The 14,415-nt window shown below is 73.3% G+C and carries 11 protein-coding genes; 4 read left to right on the top strand and 7 right to left on the bottom strand.

The window, feature by feature from the left end; all coding sequences use genetic code 11:
• Positions 1–46: 46 nt before the first annotated feature.
• The 4 genes from uca to ABD987_RS04975 are packed head-to-tail and all read right to left on the bottom strand — an operon-like array spanning position 47 to position 6,611.
• On the bottom strand, positions 47–3,604 hold the full coding sequence (gene uca, locus ABD987_RS04990; protein ID WP_345387405.1) for an urea carboxylase: 3,558 nt from the start codon (positions 3,602–3,604) through the stop codon (positions 47–49).
• Entirely contained in the window at positions 3,601–4,230 is a 630-nt protein-coding gene (locus tag ABD987_RS04985) for an urea amidolyase associated protein UAAP2 (RefSeq protein ID WP_345387403.1), read from the bottom strand. The genes uca and ABD987_RS04985 overlap by 4 nt, the downstream gene beginning before the upstream one ends.
• Positions 4,230–5,060 carry an urea amidolyase associated protein UAAP1 gene (locus tag ABD987_RS04980; RefSeq protein ID WP_345387401.1) on the bottom strand — a complete coding sequence of 277 codons (831 nt, stop codon included), beginning with the start codon at positions 5,058–5,060 and terminating at the stop codon, positions 4,230–4,232. Before ABD987_RS04980 ends, ABD987_RS04985 begins: the two co-directional genes overlap by 1 nt.
• Positions 5,061–5,111: 51 nt before the next feature.
• Complete coding sequence (locus ABD987_RS04975) at positions 5,112–6,611, bottom strand: amino acid permease (protein WP_345387398.1); 1,500 nt, start codon at positions 6,609–6,611, stop codon at positions 5,112–5,114.
• 189 nt (positions 6,612–6,800) lie between these two features.
• Between ABD987_RS04975 and ABD987_RS04970 the strand changes: the two genes are divergently transcribed.
• Entirely contained in the window at positions 6,801–7,463 is a 663-nt protein-coding gene (locus ABD987_RS04970) for a TetR/AcrR family transcriptional regulator (protein WP_345387396.1), read from the top strand.
• 294 nt (positions 7,464–7,757) lie between these two features.
• Here the strand turns inward: ABD987_RS04970 and ABD987_RS04965 are convergent, their stop codons facing one another.
• The 3 genes from ABD987_RS04965 to ABD987_RS04955 form a co-directional block, all read right to left on the bottom strand.
• Positions 7,758–9,014, bottom strand: coding sequence for an HRDC domain-containing protein (locus ABD987_RS04965; protein WP_345387394.1), 1,257 nt, complete (start codon positions 9,012–9,014; stop codon positions 7,758–7,760).
• Between the two features lie 69 nt (positions 9,015–9,083).
• Positions 9,084–9,800: a response regulator gene (locus tag ABD987_RS04960; RefSeq protein WP_345387391.1), complete on the bottom strand. Its 717-nt coding sequence runs from the start codon at positions 9,798–9,800 to the stop codon at positions 9,084–9,086.
• A 662-nt stretch (positions 9,801–10,462) separates the two neighbouring features.
• Positions 10,463–11,026 (bottom strand): DUF3000 domain-containing protein, encoded by a 564-nt coding sequence (locus ABD987_RS04955; protein WP_345387389.1) that lies wholly within the window; start codon positions 11,024–11,026, stop codon positions 10,463–10,465.
• 87 nt (positions 11,027–11,113) lie between these two features.
• On the opposite strand from ABD987_RS04955, the gene hemE reads away from it, so the two are divergent.
• The 3 genes from hemE (at position 11,114) to hemQ (ending at position 14,413) form a co-directional block, all read left to right on the top strand.
• Positions 11,114–12,208 carry a uroporphyrinogen decarboxylase gene (gene hemE / locus ABD987_RS04950; RefSeq protein WP_345387387.1) on the top strand — a complete coding sequence of 365 codons (1,095 nt, stop codon included), beginning with the start codon at positions 11,114–11,116 and terminating at the stop codon, positions 12,206–12,208.
• The gene (hemG, locus tag ABD987_RS04945; RefSeq protein ID WP_345387385.1) at positions 12,205–13,620 is read left to right on the top strand and encodes a protoporphyrinogen oxidase; all 1,416 of its coding nucleotides are present in this window, start codon (positions 12,205–12,207) and stop codon (positions 13,618–13,620) included. The genes hemE and hemG overlap by 4 nt, the downstream gene beginning before the upstream one ends.
• 100 nt (positions 13,621–13,720) lie before the next feature.
• Complete coding sequence (hemQ, locus tag ABD987_RS04940) at positions 13,721–14,413, top strand: hydrogen peroxide-dependent heme synthase (RefSeq protein ID WP_345387383.1); 693 nt, start codon at positions 13,721–13,723, stop codon at positions 14,411–14,413.
• Positions 14,414–14,415: the final 2 nt, after the last annotated feature.

Raw genomic sequence — 14,415 nt, 5'->3', positions numbered from 1 at the left:
AACTCCTTTTGGCGCATGATGTCCATGATTCGCTCGCAAGCTTCGCTCATGGCGCCAGCACCACCAGTGGTGTGCCCGGCACGACCTGGTCACCGGGGGACACCAGCACCTCGGCCACCTCCCCGGCCGCGGGCGCCGGGATCGGCGCCTCGGTCTTCATCGCCTCCAGCGTCACGAGCGGCTGTGTCCCGGTGACCCGCTCGCCGGGCCGGACGTCGACCCGCCACACCGTCGCGGCGAAGGGCGCCTCGACGACCTGCCCGCCCGGCGGGGCCTCGGCCCGTACCGGCGCGACGGCGGTGAGGTCCGGTTCCGGCTTCGGGTCGAACTCGCCCGCCGCCGCCCACGCCCGGCGTTCCGCCTCGAACGCCGCCGACTGCCCGGCCCGGAACTCCGCGATGCTTTCCGCGTTTTCGGCCAGGAAACGCCGGTAGTCCGCGAGCGCGAACTCACCGTCGGTGATGTCCAGCTCCAGCTGCCCGGCCGCGTTCCGCGCCCGCAGCTCGAGCAGTTCTCCGGCGGACACGGGATACCACGAGATCCGGTCGAAGAACCGCAGCAGCCACGGCGAACCCGGCTCGAACGACCCGCGCTGGTGCCAGCCGCTCCACACCTGCACGGTGCGCCCGACGAACTGGTAGCCGCCGGGACCCTCCATCCCGTAGACACACAGGTAGGACCCGCCGATGCCGACCGAGTTCTCCGCGGTCCAGGTCCGCGCCGGGTTGTACTTCGTGGTCACCAGCCGGTGCCGCGGGTCCAGCGGGGTCGCGACCGGGGCGCCGAGGTAGACGTCGCCGAGGCCGAGCACCAGGTACTCCGCGTCGAACACGGTCCGGTACACCTCGTCCACACTGGACAGTCCGTTGACGCGGCGGATGAACTCGATGTTCCACGGGCACCACGGCGCGTCGTCGCGCACCCCGGTCATGTACCGCTCGATCGCCTCCCGCGTCGCCGGGTCGTCCCAGGACAGCGGCAGCCGCACCGAGCGGCTCGGCACCACCAGGTCCGCGGTGCCGGGCAGGTCCCGCTCCAGCTCGCGGACCAGGCCGAGCGCCTTCGCCACCGGCAGCGCGTCCGGGTCCACGTGCACCTGCAGCGACCGGATCCCCGGCGTCAGGTCCACGATGCCCGGCACGCCCTCGCCGGCCAGCCGCTCGGCCAGCGCGTGCACCCGCATCCGCAGCGCGAGGTCGAGTTTCATCTCGCCGTACTCGACCAGCAGGTTGTCGTCCCCGCCGCGCCGGTAGGTCACCGGCGGCTCGTCGTCCGATGTGGACAGACGACCCAGGACGCCGCCGTCGCCGAGCACCGGACGGCCCGGCGTCGGCGAGGTGGCGGGTTTCCGCCGGAGCTCGGCGGCGTGCTCGGTGGTGATCGGCACGAACCGGACGGTGTCGCCGGGACGCAGCTGCCCGAGTTTCCAGCGCTCGCCGGTGGCGACCGTGGCGGGGCAGACGAACCCGCCGAGGCTGGGCCCGTCCGGGCCGAGCAGGATCGGCAGGTCACCGGTGTAGTCGACGGCGCCGATCGCGTACGGCGTGTCGTGGATGTTGGACGGGTGCAGCCCGGCCTCTCCGCCGTCCGCGCGCGCCCACGACGGCCGGGGCCCGACCAGGCGGACGCCGGTGCGCGCCGAGTTGAAGTGCACCCGCCAGCCGGTGCGGTAGAACGTCTCGATGTCTTCGGCGGTGAAGAACTCCGGCGCCGCGTGCGGTCCCTCCAGCGCCCCGATCTCCCAGTGCGCGGGGAACTCCGGCCGGTCGGCCGAGGGGACCGGCCCGGCGACCTCGTCGGCGGGCTCCGGGCCGGGATACAGGACGTCGCCCGCGGCGAGCGCCCGCCCGCCGTGCCCGCCGAACCTCCCGAGCGTGAACGTCGCCGCGCTGCCAAGGAACGCCGGGACGTCGACGCCGCCGCGCACGAGGACGTACCCGCGCAGCCCCGCCGTGCACGCGCCGACGTCGAGTTCGCCGCCCGCCGGGACGGTGACGGGTGTCCACAAGGGAATCTCGGCGCCGTCGAGGGTGACCGTGGCGGGGGCGCCGGTGACGCAGACCTCGGCGGCCCGTGCGAACCGGAGGCGCACACCATCCACAGTGGACTCCAGCCCGGCGGCGCCCTCGGGGTTGCCGAGCGCGGTGTTGCCCAGCCGGAACGACCGGTCGTCCATCGGCCCGTTCGGCGGCACCCCGACGTGCCAGAACCCGGTGCGGCCCGGCCACTCCTGCACGGTGGTCATCGTGCCGCCGCGTAGCACCTCGATCCGAGGCTCGTCGTCGGTGACCCGCTCCAGCGTCGCGGTGTCGTGGGCGACCGCGTGGAACCGGGTGTCGGCCACCGCGGCCCGCAGCTGCCCGAGGTTGGTGCGGACGCCGTCGACGCGGGTCGCGGCCAGTGCGTCCCGCAGCGCGGCCAGTGCCGCCGCGCGGTCCGTCCCGGTGCAGATCACCTTGGCCAGCAACGGATCGTAGTGCGTGGTCACGGCCGCGCCCGGCTCGATCCAGGTGTCCACCCTGGTCCCGCGCGGCAGCGTGACCCCGGTGACCAGCCCGGCGCTCGGCCGGTGCCCCGCACTCGGATCCTCGGCGTACACGCGCGCTTCGACGGCGTGGCCGCGTGGTTCCGGCGTGGCGCCGAACATCCCGCGATCGCCCCTGGCGAGCCGCAGCATCCAGGCCACCAGGTCGAGGCCGTACACCGCCTCGGTCACCGGGTGCTCGACCTGCAGCCGCGTGTTGACCTCCAGGAACGCGGCCTCCTCGCGTTCCGGGTCGTAGACGAACTCGACCGTCCCCGCCGAGCGGTACCGCACCGAGGCGCACAGCGCGACCGCCGCCTGGGTCAGCCGCTCGGCCACTGGGCCCGGGATACCGGGCGCCGGGCACTCCTCGACGACCTTCTGGTTGCGCCGCTGGAGCGAGCAGTCCCGGGTGCCCAGCGCGAGGACCCCGCCCTCGCCGTCGCCGAACACCTGGACCTCGACGTGCCGCGCGTGCCGGACGAGCCGTTCGAGGAACACCCCGGAACCGCCGAAACTCTTCGCCGCCACCGCGCCGACGGAGTCCCACGCCCCGGCCAGTTCCCCGGCCGAGGCGCACGCCCGCATGCCGATGCCGCCGCCCCCGCCGGTCGCCTTGAGCATCACCGGGTACCCGATCCGCCCGGCGGCTTCCAGCGCCTCGTCGAGGCCGGCGAGCAGGCCGGTACCCGGCAGCAGCGGGACCCCGGCGGCGGCCGCCGCCGCGCGGGCGGTGTGCTTGGCGCCGAACACCTCCAGGTGCCCGGGGGAGGGGCCGACGAACGTGATCCCGGCGTCCTCGGCCGCGCGGGCGAACGCGGCGTCCTCGGACAGGAAACCGTAGCCGGGGTGGATCGCGTCCGCCCCGGTGGCCAGCGCCGCCTCGATGATCGCGTCCGCGCGCAGGTAGCTTTCGGCGGCGGGCGCGGGGCCCAGCCGGACGGCCTCGCCCGCGAGCCGGACGTGCGGGGCGGTCCGGTCGGCGTCGGAGTACACGGCGACGGTCGGCACGTCCAGCGCCCGCGCGCCGCGCAGGATCCGGACCGCGATCTCCCCGCGGTTGGCGACCAGCAGCTTCACGCCTGGCTCCCCGGCTCGGTGATCACGACGCGGATCGGGGTCGGGTCGAAACCGTTGCACGGGTTGTTGATCTGCGGGCAGTTCGAGATCAGCACCAGCACACCGGTTTCCGCGCGCAGCCGGACCTCCAGGCCCGGCGCGGAGATGCCGTCCACGATGCCGAGCGTGCCGTCGGCCTCCACCGGCACGTTCATGTACCAGTTGACGTTGCTCACCAGGTCCCGTTTGCCCAGCCCCCATTTGGCGCCCTCGGCCAGGAAGTTCTCCACGCAGGCGTGCTGGTGCCGGGTGTGCTGGCCGTAGCGCAGGCTGTTGGACTCCTTGCTGCAGGCCCCGCCGAGCGTGTCGTGCCGCCCGCAGGTGTCGGCGACCACGGTCAGCAGCGGCGCGCCCTCCCCGGTGCGCAGCACACTGCCGGTGGTGAGGAAGATGTTGCGCTGCGCGGTGATCGTGGCGGCCGCGCTGTAGCGCTTGGCCGGGTCGGCCGCGTCGTAGCAGAGGAAGTCGACGGCCTGGTTGCCGCCGGTGTCGATGATCGCCAGTTCCTGCCCGGTGCGGAGCACGGCGGAGAACGGCGCCCGCGCGGGGACGACGGTGTCCAGGACGGTGGTCTTCGCGGTGGTCATCACAGCTCCCGTGCGGTGAGGTAGTCGGCGGTGTTCTCGAACGCGCGCCGTGCCTCCGGCGTGTGTGTCCACTCCGGACTGTCCGGAGTGGCGGGATGATCCCGCCAGGCCAGCACCTCCAGCGGGCCGCTCACGTAGTCCGGCCGGGGATCCAGCGGATGCGCGACGTTGGCGATCAGCACGACGACGGGCAGTTCGGTCCGCAGTTCGACGGTGTGCCCCGGCCCGGCCGAGCCGGTGAACTCCAGCGCGCCGTCGCCGCCGACCCGCACACCCTGGAAGAACGACAGGCTCGGCGGCAGATCGCGCGGGGTGAGCCCGTGCTTCGCCGCGGCCAGGGTGAACAGGGCCAGCCCGGCGGGGGAGGGGCCCTGGGGCGCGCCGTCGCCGTACCGCTCGGTGTTCCCGTCCACTGTGGACGTCCCGCACAGCGCGTCGTGCCTGCCGCCGCTGTCGGCGACTACGGTGGCGAGCACCCTGGCCTGGTCCGAAAGCAGGGCCACCGACGTGCCGAGATAGGCGTTCCACTGCACCTTCACCGTGTCCGCCACGTTCAGCCGCTCCCACGGCGCGTCGGCGTTGTACAGCAGCAGGTGCGCGCAGGCGTCGCCGGTCGGGTCGGTCAGCCGCAGCCGGGTCCCGCGCGCGAGCACCTTGTGCGTGTACCCGCCGCCGGCGACGGTCTCGGCCCAGGTGAGGTCGGCCGCCGCGACACCGGCGGGCGGGGCGGGGTGGGTGTGCGCGGGGATGGTGGGCATGGTGTCGACGACCGTGCCCGCCTGCGCGCGGGCGTGCTCGCGCGCGCCGTGGGTGGTGGCGGTGGTACTCATCGAGGTCCTCCGTTTCGGTGTGGGTGTTCGGAAGGGGATTACCCGGCGGGACTACACGGCGGGCTCGGCGACGGGCTCCGCCCGGCGGCGCATCCGGAGCCAGCAGACCAGGCCGATCACCAGCGCCGCGCCGGTGAACTCGATCGGGAACAGCAGCATCCCTGGCGAGCCGGTGCCACCGGCGTCGTAGATCTCCGGGCGTGGCCAGGCGATGTTCACGACCATCGCGACGCCGTAGGCGACGGCGGCGACGTTGACCGGGATCGCCCAGCGGCCCAGGGAGAACCGGCCGGGCTCGGCGGGGAACCGGCCGCGCAGCCGGGCGGCGAGCAGCGGCACGGTGACGAGCAGGTAGGCGAGGTAGACCACGACCACCGAGGTGCCGGTGATCGTGCTGAACACCGTCGGGTTGCCGACGTTGAGCAGCAGCAGACCGATCGCCAGCGCGCCGGAGAGGATCGCCGGGGCGATCGGGGTCCCGGTGCGCGGGGTGACCGCGGCGAGCCGGGCGGCGCCGGGCAGGGCGCCGTCGCGGGCCATCGCGTAGATCAGCCGGACGGTCCCGGTCTGGATGGTCAGGGTGCAGACCACCACCGCGATCGCGACGTCGGCGAGGAAGACGCGGCCGAGCGTGTCGCCGAAGACCACGGTGATCACGTACGGCAGGCCGTGCCCGGCGAGCTGCCCGTCGGTGAGGCTCGGGGCGGCCATGAGCGCGGCGAGCACGACCACGAGCCCGGCCACTCCGGCGACGAGCACCGCGCGCAGCACGGCGCGGGGTGCCTTGCGCCGCGCGTCGCGGGTTTCCTCGGCCACCGACGCGGCGGTGTCGAATCCGTAGAGCACGTACGCGGCCGCGAGCGCGGAGGCGAGCACTCCGGCGATCCCCGGCGACGGGCCGGTCCCGTCGATGGGCACGCTCCGGAGCACGACCTGCGGGCCGCGGACCGCGAACAGCGCCAGCCCCGCGACGAGCACCACGACACCGGCCAGTTCGGCCGCGACGCCGATGTCGTTGATCCTGGCCATGATCCGCACGCCCGCCGCGTTGACCGCGGTGGTGAACAGGATCAGCAGCGAGCCGAGCAGGACGGCGTTGGCCGCGCCGGTCGGCGAGGTGACCGAGGGATCGCCGCCGACGAACTGGAAGCCGTGCCACACCGAGGGGAGCACGACCTGGAGCGCGATCGCCGCGCCCGCCAGCGCGACCACGCAGCCGAGCAGCATCATCCAGCCCGCGAGCCAGCCCGCGAATCCGCGGGTGAGACGTCTCGACCATTGGTACACCGACCCGGCCAGCGGGAACCGCGCGGCGAGTTCGGCGAACACGAGCGCGACGAGCAGCTGGCCGCCGAGCACCACGGGCCAGGTCCAGAAGAACAGCGGTCCGCCGAAGGTGTAGCCGAGCCCGAAGAGCTGGAACACGGTGGTGAGGACGGAGACGAACGAGAAGCCGGCGGCGAACGCGGAAAAGCCGCCGAGCGACCGGCGGAGTTCCTGCCGGTAGCCGAATTCGGCGAGGTCGTCGGGGGCGACGGTGGGTGGGGACATCGGGGCTCCCGTACTGTCGGACAATTTTTCGGTCGACCGACCGAAAATAGGGTGATCGTGTTTCCGGCCGGTCACTTCGGCATGGGCGCCGGGTTTCGGTGAGCGGGCCGCGTAACGAATTCCGTGGCGGCGCCGTAACATGCCTCGGATAGCGTGGCGGGGACGGCGGCGCCTGGCAAGATCGACGGGGTGGGGAAAAACGTGACCGGGGTCGGCAGGCCGAGGGCCAGTGGGGCGGCGGCGAGCAGTCGGAGCGCGCGGGAGGCGGTGCTCGAAGCGGCGGGTGAGCTGTTCACCGGCGCCGGATACGCGGCGACCACCACCCGCGCCATCGCCGAGCGGGCCGGCCTGCGCCAGGCCTCGCTGTACTACCATTTTCCGTCCAAAGAGGACATTCTCGCGGCGCTGCTGGCCGCGACGGTCCGGCCGTCGCTGGACGTCGCGGGCGGCCTCTCCGGCGGGGAGGCGCCCGCCGCGGCGCGGCTGTGGGCGCTGGCCTACGCGGACATCCGGTTGCTGGGCGGCGCGCGGCACAACCTGGGCGCGCTCTACCTGCTGCCCGAGATCGCCTCGCCGAACCTCGCCCCGTTCCGCGCCGAGCGCGCGCAGCTCAAGTCGGTGTACCGCGACCTCGTCGCCGAGACCGGCGCCCCGGCCGAAAGCATCGGCGTGCGGGCGAACCTGGTTTTCGGTCTCGTGGAGAGCGTCGCGATCATCCGGCGGGACGATCCGGTGCTGGACGTCGAGGCGCACGCGGTGGAGGGCGCCGACGGCGTGCTGCGGCTCGCCGGTCTGCCCGAGCCCGGCGCCGCCCTGCGGACCACCGCCCGCGCGTTGCTGACCCGTTCCTGAATCCGCGAAATCCGCCCCGGGAAAGCGTCCGGGAGAATTCCTGTGACACGCGTGCCCGATATGTCATTCGGGACGGGTATGCGGGACACGCGGGTGTCCGAAAAAGGGGAATGTGCCGAACGGCGTTCGGGGCGCGGAAATCCTTGATCCCGCGTTCGGCGCATTGTCGTGCCGCCGGACGCCCAACGCCCCGTTCGTGACGCGGGCCGCGCGTGGTCTCGGTGACGTCCCGAAGGCTCCCTTGAGGACGCTGAACGTCCCGAAGGACGCCTTCAGGACATGACGGCCGTGGCGTCAGGAAGCGGTGGTGTGCAGGGCCTTGCCGAGCGCGGCCAGGGTCAGCTCGATCTGCCATGGCCGCGCGCCACCGGCGACGAGCGTCGCGGCGACGCCCTCGTCGGACAGATCGGCGGGGGGACGCCAGCAGGTGCGACGGACCAGATCCGGCAGCAGCAGGTTCTCCACCGGCAGCCGGTGGTGTTCGGCTATCGAGGCCAGCGAGGCGCGCGCGGCGGCGAGCCGCGCGGCGGCGTCGGGGTCCTTGTCGGCCCAGCGGTTCACCGGCGGCGGGCCGTCGGTCGGCTGCGCCGGGGTGGGCAGGGAACTCGTTGGCAGTGCGCGGGCGGCTTGGAGGTGCCGCAGCCAGTTCGCGCTGTAGCGCCGCTGTACGCGCCCGCCGAACACCGGCAGCGCCTGGAGCTCCTCGACCGTCTTCGGGTCGGCGGTGACGGCGTTGATGATCGCGCTGTCCGGCAGGATCCGGCTCGGCGCGCGGTCGCGCTTGCGGGCCAGCTCGTCGCGTGCCTGCCACAGCTCCCGCACCGCCGCGAGCCCGCGCGGGCTGCGGATCTTGTGCACGCCCGAGGTCCGGCGCCACGGCTCGGCCCTCGGCGCGGGCGGCGGCGCGAGGCGGACCGTCTCGAACTCCTGGCGGGCCCATTCCAGCTTGCCCTGCGCGTCCAGCTCGGCTTCGAGCTTCTCGCGCAGCGGGATCAGCAGTTCGACGTCGAGCGCGGCGTAGTTGAGCCAGTCGACCGGCAGCGGCCGCTTCGACCAGTCGGCCGCGCTGTGCCCCTTCTCCAGCTGGTACCCGAGCAGCAGCTCGACCAGCGTGCCGAGCGCGACGCGCTCGTACCCGGCCAGCCGTCCGGCCAGCTCGGTGTCGAACAACGCCGCGGGGCGCAGATCCAGTTCGGCCAGGCAGGGCAGATCCTGCGACGCGGCGTGCAGCACCCACTCGGCGTCGTTGAGGACCGCCCGCAGCGGTGCCAGCTCGCCGGCCACCGCGATCGGGTCGACGAGCATCGAGCCCGCGCCCTCCCGGCGGATCTGGACGAGATAGGCCTTGGGCCAGTACCGGTAGCCCGACGCGCGTTCGGTGTCGACCGCGATCGCGCCGGTGCCCTCGGCCAGCCGCGCGCACGCCTCGGCGAGCGCGGTGGCGTCGGCGATCACCGGGGGAGTGCCCTCGGCGGGCTCACGAAGGAGTACAGGTCCGTCAGGTTCGGTCGTCACGTCGAGTCCGGTCCTGTCGGCCTGTTCATTTCCCATGGGTAAGGACCCTACGGGACGGGCGTACCGCGCCTGGTCCGCCCGCCCCGCAGGGGTGTTCGCCTTTCGCTATCGGATCACGCCTGCCCGCATCGCCAGCGCCACCATCTGCGCCCGGTCGCCGGTGCCGAGCTTGCGCCCGATCCGGGACAGGTGCGACTTGACGGTGAGCGCGGAGAGGGACAGTTCCTCGCCGATTTCCTTGTTCGACTGCCCGTCCGCCACGAGCTGCAACACCTCGACCTCGCGAGCGGACAGCTCGCGCGGGGTGTTGTCGGTGCCCGCGACCCGGGTGCCGGTGGCCAGCACCGGCGCCACACTCGGGTCGGCGTAGACGCCGCCCTCGAGGACCCTGCGCACGCCGTCGGTGACGACCACCGGCGACGCGGACTTCAGCAGGTACGCCTGCGCACCGGCCTGGAAGGCCGATCTGACGGCGTAGGGGTCGTCGGAGGACGCCAGCACCACCACACGCGGCCAGCCGTGGCTACGGAGTTCCGTAACCAGCTCGATGCCGCTGCCGTCCGGCAGTCCGAGATCGAGAATCGCCAGGTCGCACGGCCCGGTGGCCGTGGCTCGCGCCCTCGCCTCGGCCACCGTGGCGGCCTCGTGGACAGTGCCCGCACCCATTTGTGCGAGTCGTGCTGCGATCGCCTCCCTCAACAGCGGGTGGTCGTCGACCACCAATACGGAAAAGAGCTCTTCCCGCGGGTGCGGAACCATGCTCGCCGGCAAGGCACCGGCTGGCGTGGATCGAACGGCCTGAGATAAGCCGACGGTAGCCACGTCACTACCTCCCTGGAGTCGGTCGTGCCCCCCGACCGGCACCGGGACCTTCGGCCGTTCAGCCGCGCCAGCTTTAGACCGAAAGTGGTGTCGTCGAAAGGCACTGTAGCCGCCCGGAGGCTTCCGCGGGGGGATCGAACGGGTATCTATCTGAAACGTCTGGTCACTCAGGGGGTTCGTTGTAACACGATCGGGCTAGTACACGCCCGGTGGCTAACAGATCGCTCAGCGAACGCGATGCTCCCTGGTTATCGGCATCGAAACGGCTGTGCAGATGGGTCGTGCACCTGCCGGTGCTGGTCGGCGCCGGGGTCTTCAGCAGGGCTTTCCGGAGCCGGAATCGGGCCTTGGCCGGGGCATGATCAACTCTCCTCGTCACCGCCCGGCGGTAGCGGAGAGCGACGATCTCAGTGTTCCGGAACGTCCCGCCCATCGTGAACGGCACCCGACTTCCGTCGGATCCGGGTTCCGCCCCGGTGTTGATCTTGTTGCGCTGTGTGATGTCTGAGGGTCCCGAACGTGGTCGTCCGGATGTGCTACCCGGTCACGTCCGCGCGGACGTGAAAAGGCCTCAGCGGCGGCACGGGGCCGCGCGCGGGTGAGCGCACTTGTCTGGACCATTCAGGCGCGCAGCGGCGCGCTCAGGGCCGGGAAGGAACGGATCAGGAGCTCTGGCGCTGCCCGAACAGCGTGACGCCGACCGGGGGCAGCCCGACGACGCTCGCCATCACCTGGCAGAAGGCGTTCCCGTGGGACCGGAGCCCGGCGTCGACCGGCGTCCAGGAGGCCCGGAGTTCGAGGTCGTCGGTCCTGGCCGGACCGGAGATGTCGCCGAAGCGCGCGGAAGAGGTCTCGGTGACCGTGCCGCCCAGCGCCCGCCACGCCGCGCCGGAGGCCTCCAGCGCGTCGGTCAGCCACGACCAGCCGACGGCGGGCAGGAACGGATCGGTGGCCAGTTCGCGGTCCAGTTCCGCGCGGACGTACATCACCAGCCGCAGGACGCCGTCCCAGCCCTCCTGCCCGTCCGGGTCGTGCAGCAGGACCAGCCGCCCGGACGCCAGCACGTCGGCGGGCCCGGACACCTCACAGCTCAACGCGTAGGACCACGGGGCGAGCCGCTGGGGAGCGCGCATGGTCTCCAGCGTCACCTCGGGGCGCGGCCGGACGGACTGCAGCGCCGCGACGGCTTCGCGGAAGAGTTCGGGCACTGGCGTCATCGCGGTCACGCTTCGACTTTAAGGCGGGCGCGCCCGGATGCGGCGGCAGGCGCGCCGAAGAACGGGCCCATCCGGGGCCGTGGCACGATGAAGACGATGTCTTCCTCGCTGTCTCCTTCGCCCGCTTCCCCGTCGCCCGCCGCCACGGCCGCCCGGCGCGCGCTGCCGTCCTCGCCGCTGCTGGCCGCCGCCAGGGGAGAGCGTCCGGCGCGCACCCCGGTCTGGTTCATGCGCCAGGCCGGGCGGTCGCTGCCCGAGTACCGCGCGCTGCGCGAGGGCGTGCCCATGCTCGACGCCTGCTTCGACCCGGAGATGCTCGCCGAGATCACGCTGCAGCCGGTGCGCCGCCACGGCGTCGACGCGGCGATCCTGTTCAGCGACATCGTCGTACCGCTGAAGGCGGCCGGGGTCGACATCGACATCGTGCCCGGCACCGGCCCGGTGGTGGCGGAGCCGATCCGCGACCTCGCCGCGGTGCGCGCGCTGCCCGTCCTGGAGACGGGACAGGTCGCGAAGGTGGCCGACGGGGTACGGCTGCTGGTCGAGCGGCTCGGCGAGACCCCGCTGATCGGGTTCGCCGGCGCGCCGTTCACGCTGGCCAGCTACCTCATCGAGGGCGGGCCGAGCCGCAACCACGAGCACACCAAGGCGCTCATGCACGCCGAGCCCGCGCTGTGGCACGAGCTGGCCGATCGTCTCGCCGACGTCGCCCTCACCTTCCTGCGCGCGCAGCTCGACGCCGGGGTCGACGCGATCCAGCTGTTCGACTCGTGGGCGGGCGCGCTCTCCGAGCGGGACTACCGCGAGTTCGTCCTCCCGCATTCGGCGAAGGTGCTGGCCGGGGTGGCCGGGTACGGGGTGCCCCGTATCCACTTCGGCGTCGGCACCGGTGAGCTGCTGGTCGCGATGCGCGAGGCGGGCGCGGACGTCGTCGGCGTGGACTGGCGGGTCCCCCTGGACGAGGCCGCGCGGCGGCTGGCCGCGGCGGGCACGGCGGCCCCGGTCGTGCAGGGCAATCTGGATCCGGCGCTGCTGTACGCGCCGTGGCCGGTGCTGGAGGCCGAGGTCCGCCGGATCGTCGGCGAGGGCCGCGCCGCCGCGGGGCACGTTTTCAACCTCGGGCACGGCGTGCTGCCCGGTGTCGACCCGGACGTGCTGACCCGCGTCGCCGGGCTGGTCCACGAGCTGTGACCCGCGTCGCCGTCGTCGGTGGCGGGATCTCCGGGCTCGCCGCCGCCTACCGGCTGCGGACGCTGCTCGGGGAGTCCGTCGCGATCACCGTGTTCGAGACGGCCGGGGCGCTCGGCGGGAAACTGCGCACGGCCGAAGTGGGCGGGCAGCGCTATGACGTCGGTGCCGAGGCGTTCCTCGTGCGGCGCCCCGAGATGACGGCGCTGGCCGGGGAGATCGGGCTCGGCGACCGGCTGGCGCATCCCACCGGAGCGCGGGCGAAGATCCACGCCGGGGGGACCGTGCTCGGCCTGCCGCCCGGCACGGTGATGGGCGTGCCGGCCTCCTCGGACGCGGTCGCGGAGGTGCTTTCGCCCGAGGGACGGCGCGCCGTCGAGGCCGAGCGGTCGCTTCCGCCGGTGTCGTTGCCTTCCACAGACGTGCCGCTCGGGCCGCTGCTGCGGGAGCGGTTCGGCGACGAACTCGTGGACCGGCTGGTCGACCCGCTCCTGGGCGGTGTCTACGCCGGGGGCGCGGACGGGCTCGGCCTGCGCGCGACCATGCCGGGGCTGGCCTCGGCGGGCGCGCGGTCGCTGACCGAAGCCGCCGCTTCGCTGCTGCCCAGGACGCCGGGGAAGGCGCCGGTGTTCGGCACGCTCACCGGCGGGCTGGGCACGCTGCCGGACCGGCTGGCCGCGCTGTCCGGCGCCGAGGTCCGGACCGGTGCGCCGGTGCGCGCGCTGGCCAGGACCGCCACGGGCTGGCGGCTGGACCTGGGCGCGGCCGCCGCCGCGCACGCGCCAGCGGACACCCCGGCCGAGGCCGACGCGGTGGTGCTCGCGGTGCCCGCGCCGTCCGCGCGGCGGCTACTGGCCGAGGTCGCCCCCGTCGCGGCGGCGGCGTTCGGCGAGGTCGAACTGGCGTCGATGGCGGTGGTGGCGCTCGCGCTGCCACCGGGGACCGAACTGCCAGGGGCGTCGGGCGTGCTGATCGGCGCGGGGGAGCGGGACGCTTCGGGCGTCCCGTACGCGGTCAAGGCGTTCACCTTCTCCAGCCGGAAGTGGGCGCACCTCGCGCCGGAGGGCGGGCCGGTGCTGGTGCGCGGTTCGGTCGGCCGGTTCGGCGAGCCGGGCGCGCTGCACGCCGACGACGACGAGCTGGTGCGGGTCGTGCGCGAGGACCTCGCGCGGCTTTCCGGTGTCACGGCGGCGCCGGTCGACACGCTCGTGACGCGCTGGGGCGGTGGGCTGCCGCAGTACGGCTCCGGGCATCTGGAGCGGGTCGGGCGCATCGAGTCCGCGGTGGCGGACCTGCCGGGGCTCGCGGTCGCCGGTGCCACGCTGCACGGCGTCGGGCTCCCCGCGTGCGTGGCCACCGCGGACGCCGCCGCGCGCCGCGTCGCTGGGCACCTTTCGGCGATCTCGCGTGCCTGAACGGCGCTCTCGCGTGCGCTGAGGGAGATCTCGCGTGCCTGGACGGAGATCACGCGTACCTGGGCGGACGACACGGCGCGGGCAGTGCCAAGATGGAGTCATGGCGCGGCTGAACTACAACGAGCTGAACGACACGATCCGCTACACGACCTGGTCGGTCTTCCGGGTCGAACCCGGGCGGCTCGGTGAGGACCGCGGTGCTGCGGCACGGGAGACCACCGAGTACCTGGACGCGCTGGCGGGCAAGGGCGTGGTGGTTCGCGGCGTGTACGACCTGTCCGCGCTGCGCGCCGACGCCGACTACATGATCTGGTGGCACGCCGAGGAGATCGAACAGGTCCAGGCCGCCTACGCCGGATTCCGCCGCACCCCGCTCGGGCGCGCCTCGACGCCGGTCTGGAGCCAGACCGCGCTGCACCGGCCCGCCGAGTTCAACAAGAGCCACGTCCCGGCGTTCCTCGCCGGTGAGGAAGCGCGCAAGTACATCTGCGTGTACCCGTTCGTGCGGTCCTACGAGTGGTACCTGCTGCCCGACGACGAGCGCCGCAAGATGCTCGCCGACCACGGCAAGGAGGCCCGCGATTACCCGGACGTGCGCGCCAACACCGTCGCGTCGTTCGCGCTGGGCGACTACGAGTGGATCCTCGCCTTCGAGGCCGACGAGCTGCACCGCATCGTCGATCTGATGCGGCACCTGCGCGGCACCGAGGCCCGGCTGCACGTGCGCGAGGAGATCCCGTTCTACACCGGCACCCGCGTGCCGCCCGCCGAGCTCGTCGCGGCTCTCCCGTAACG

The sequence above is a fragment of the Amycolatopsis samaneae genome (assembly GCF_039541975.1).
Classification (GTDB): Bacteria; Actinomycetota; Actinomycetes; order Mycobacteriales; family Pseudonocardiaceae; genus Amycolatopsis; species Amycolatopsis samaneae.
The sequence above is the reverse complement of the archived record's forward strand: the minus strand, read 5'-3'. Positions and strand labels throughout refer to the sequence as shown.

Coding starts and splice junctions, on each gene's coding strand:
- ABD987_RS04985 (WP_345387403.1), bottom strand. CDS start 4,230: ATGACCACCGCGAAGACCACCGTCCTGGACACCGTCGTCCCCGCGCGG.
- hemQ (WP_345387383.1), top strand. CDS start 13,721: ATGGCGCGGCTGAACTACAACGAGCTGAACGACACGATCCGCTACACG.
- ABD987_RS04965 (WP_345387394.1), bottom strand. CDS start 9,014: ATGGGAAATGAACAGGCCGACAGGACCGGACTCGACGTGACGACCGAA.
- ABD987_RS04975 (WP_345387398.1), bottom strand. CDS start 6,611: ATGTCCCCACCCACCGTCGCCCCCGACGACCTCGCCGAATTCGGCTAC.
- hemE (WP_345387387.1), top strand. CDS start 11,114: ATGTCTTCCTCGCTGTCTCCTTCGCCCGCTTCCCCGTCGCCCGCCGCC.
- ABD987_RS04980 (WP_345387401.1), bottom strand. CDS start 5,060: ATGAGTACCACCGCCACCACCCACGGCGCGCGCGAGCACGCCCGCGCG.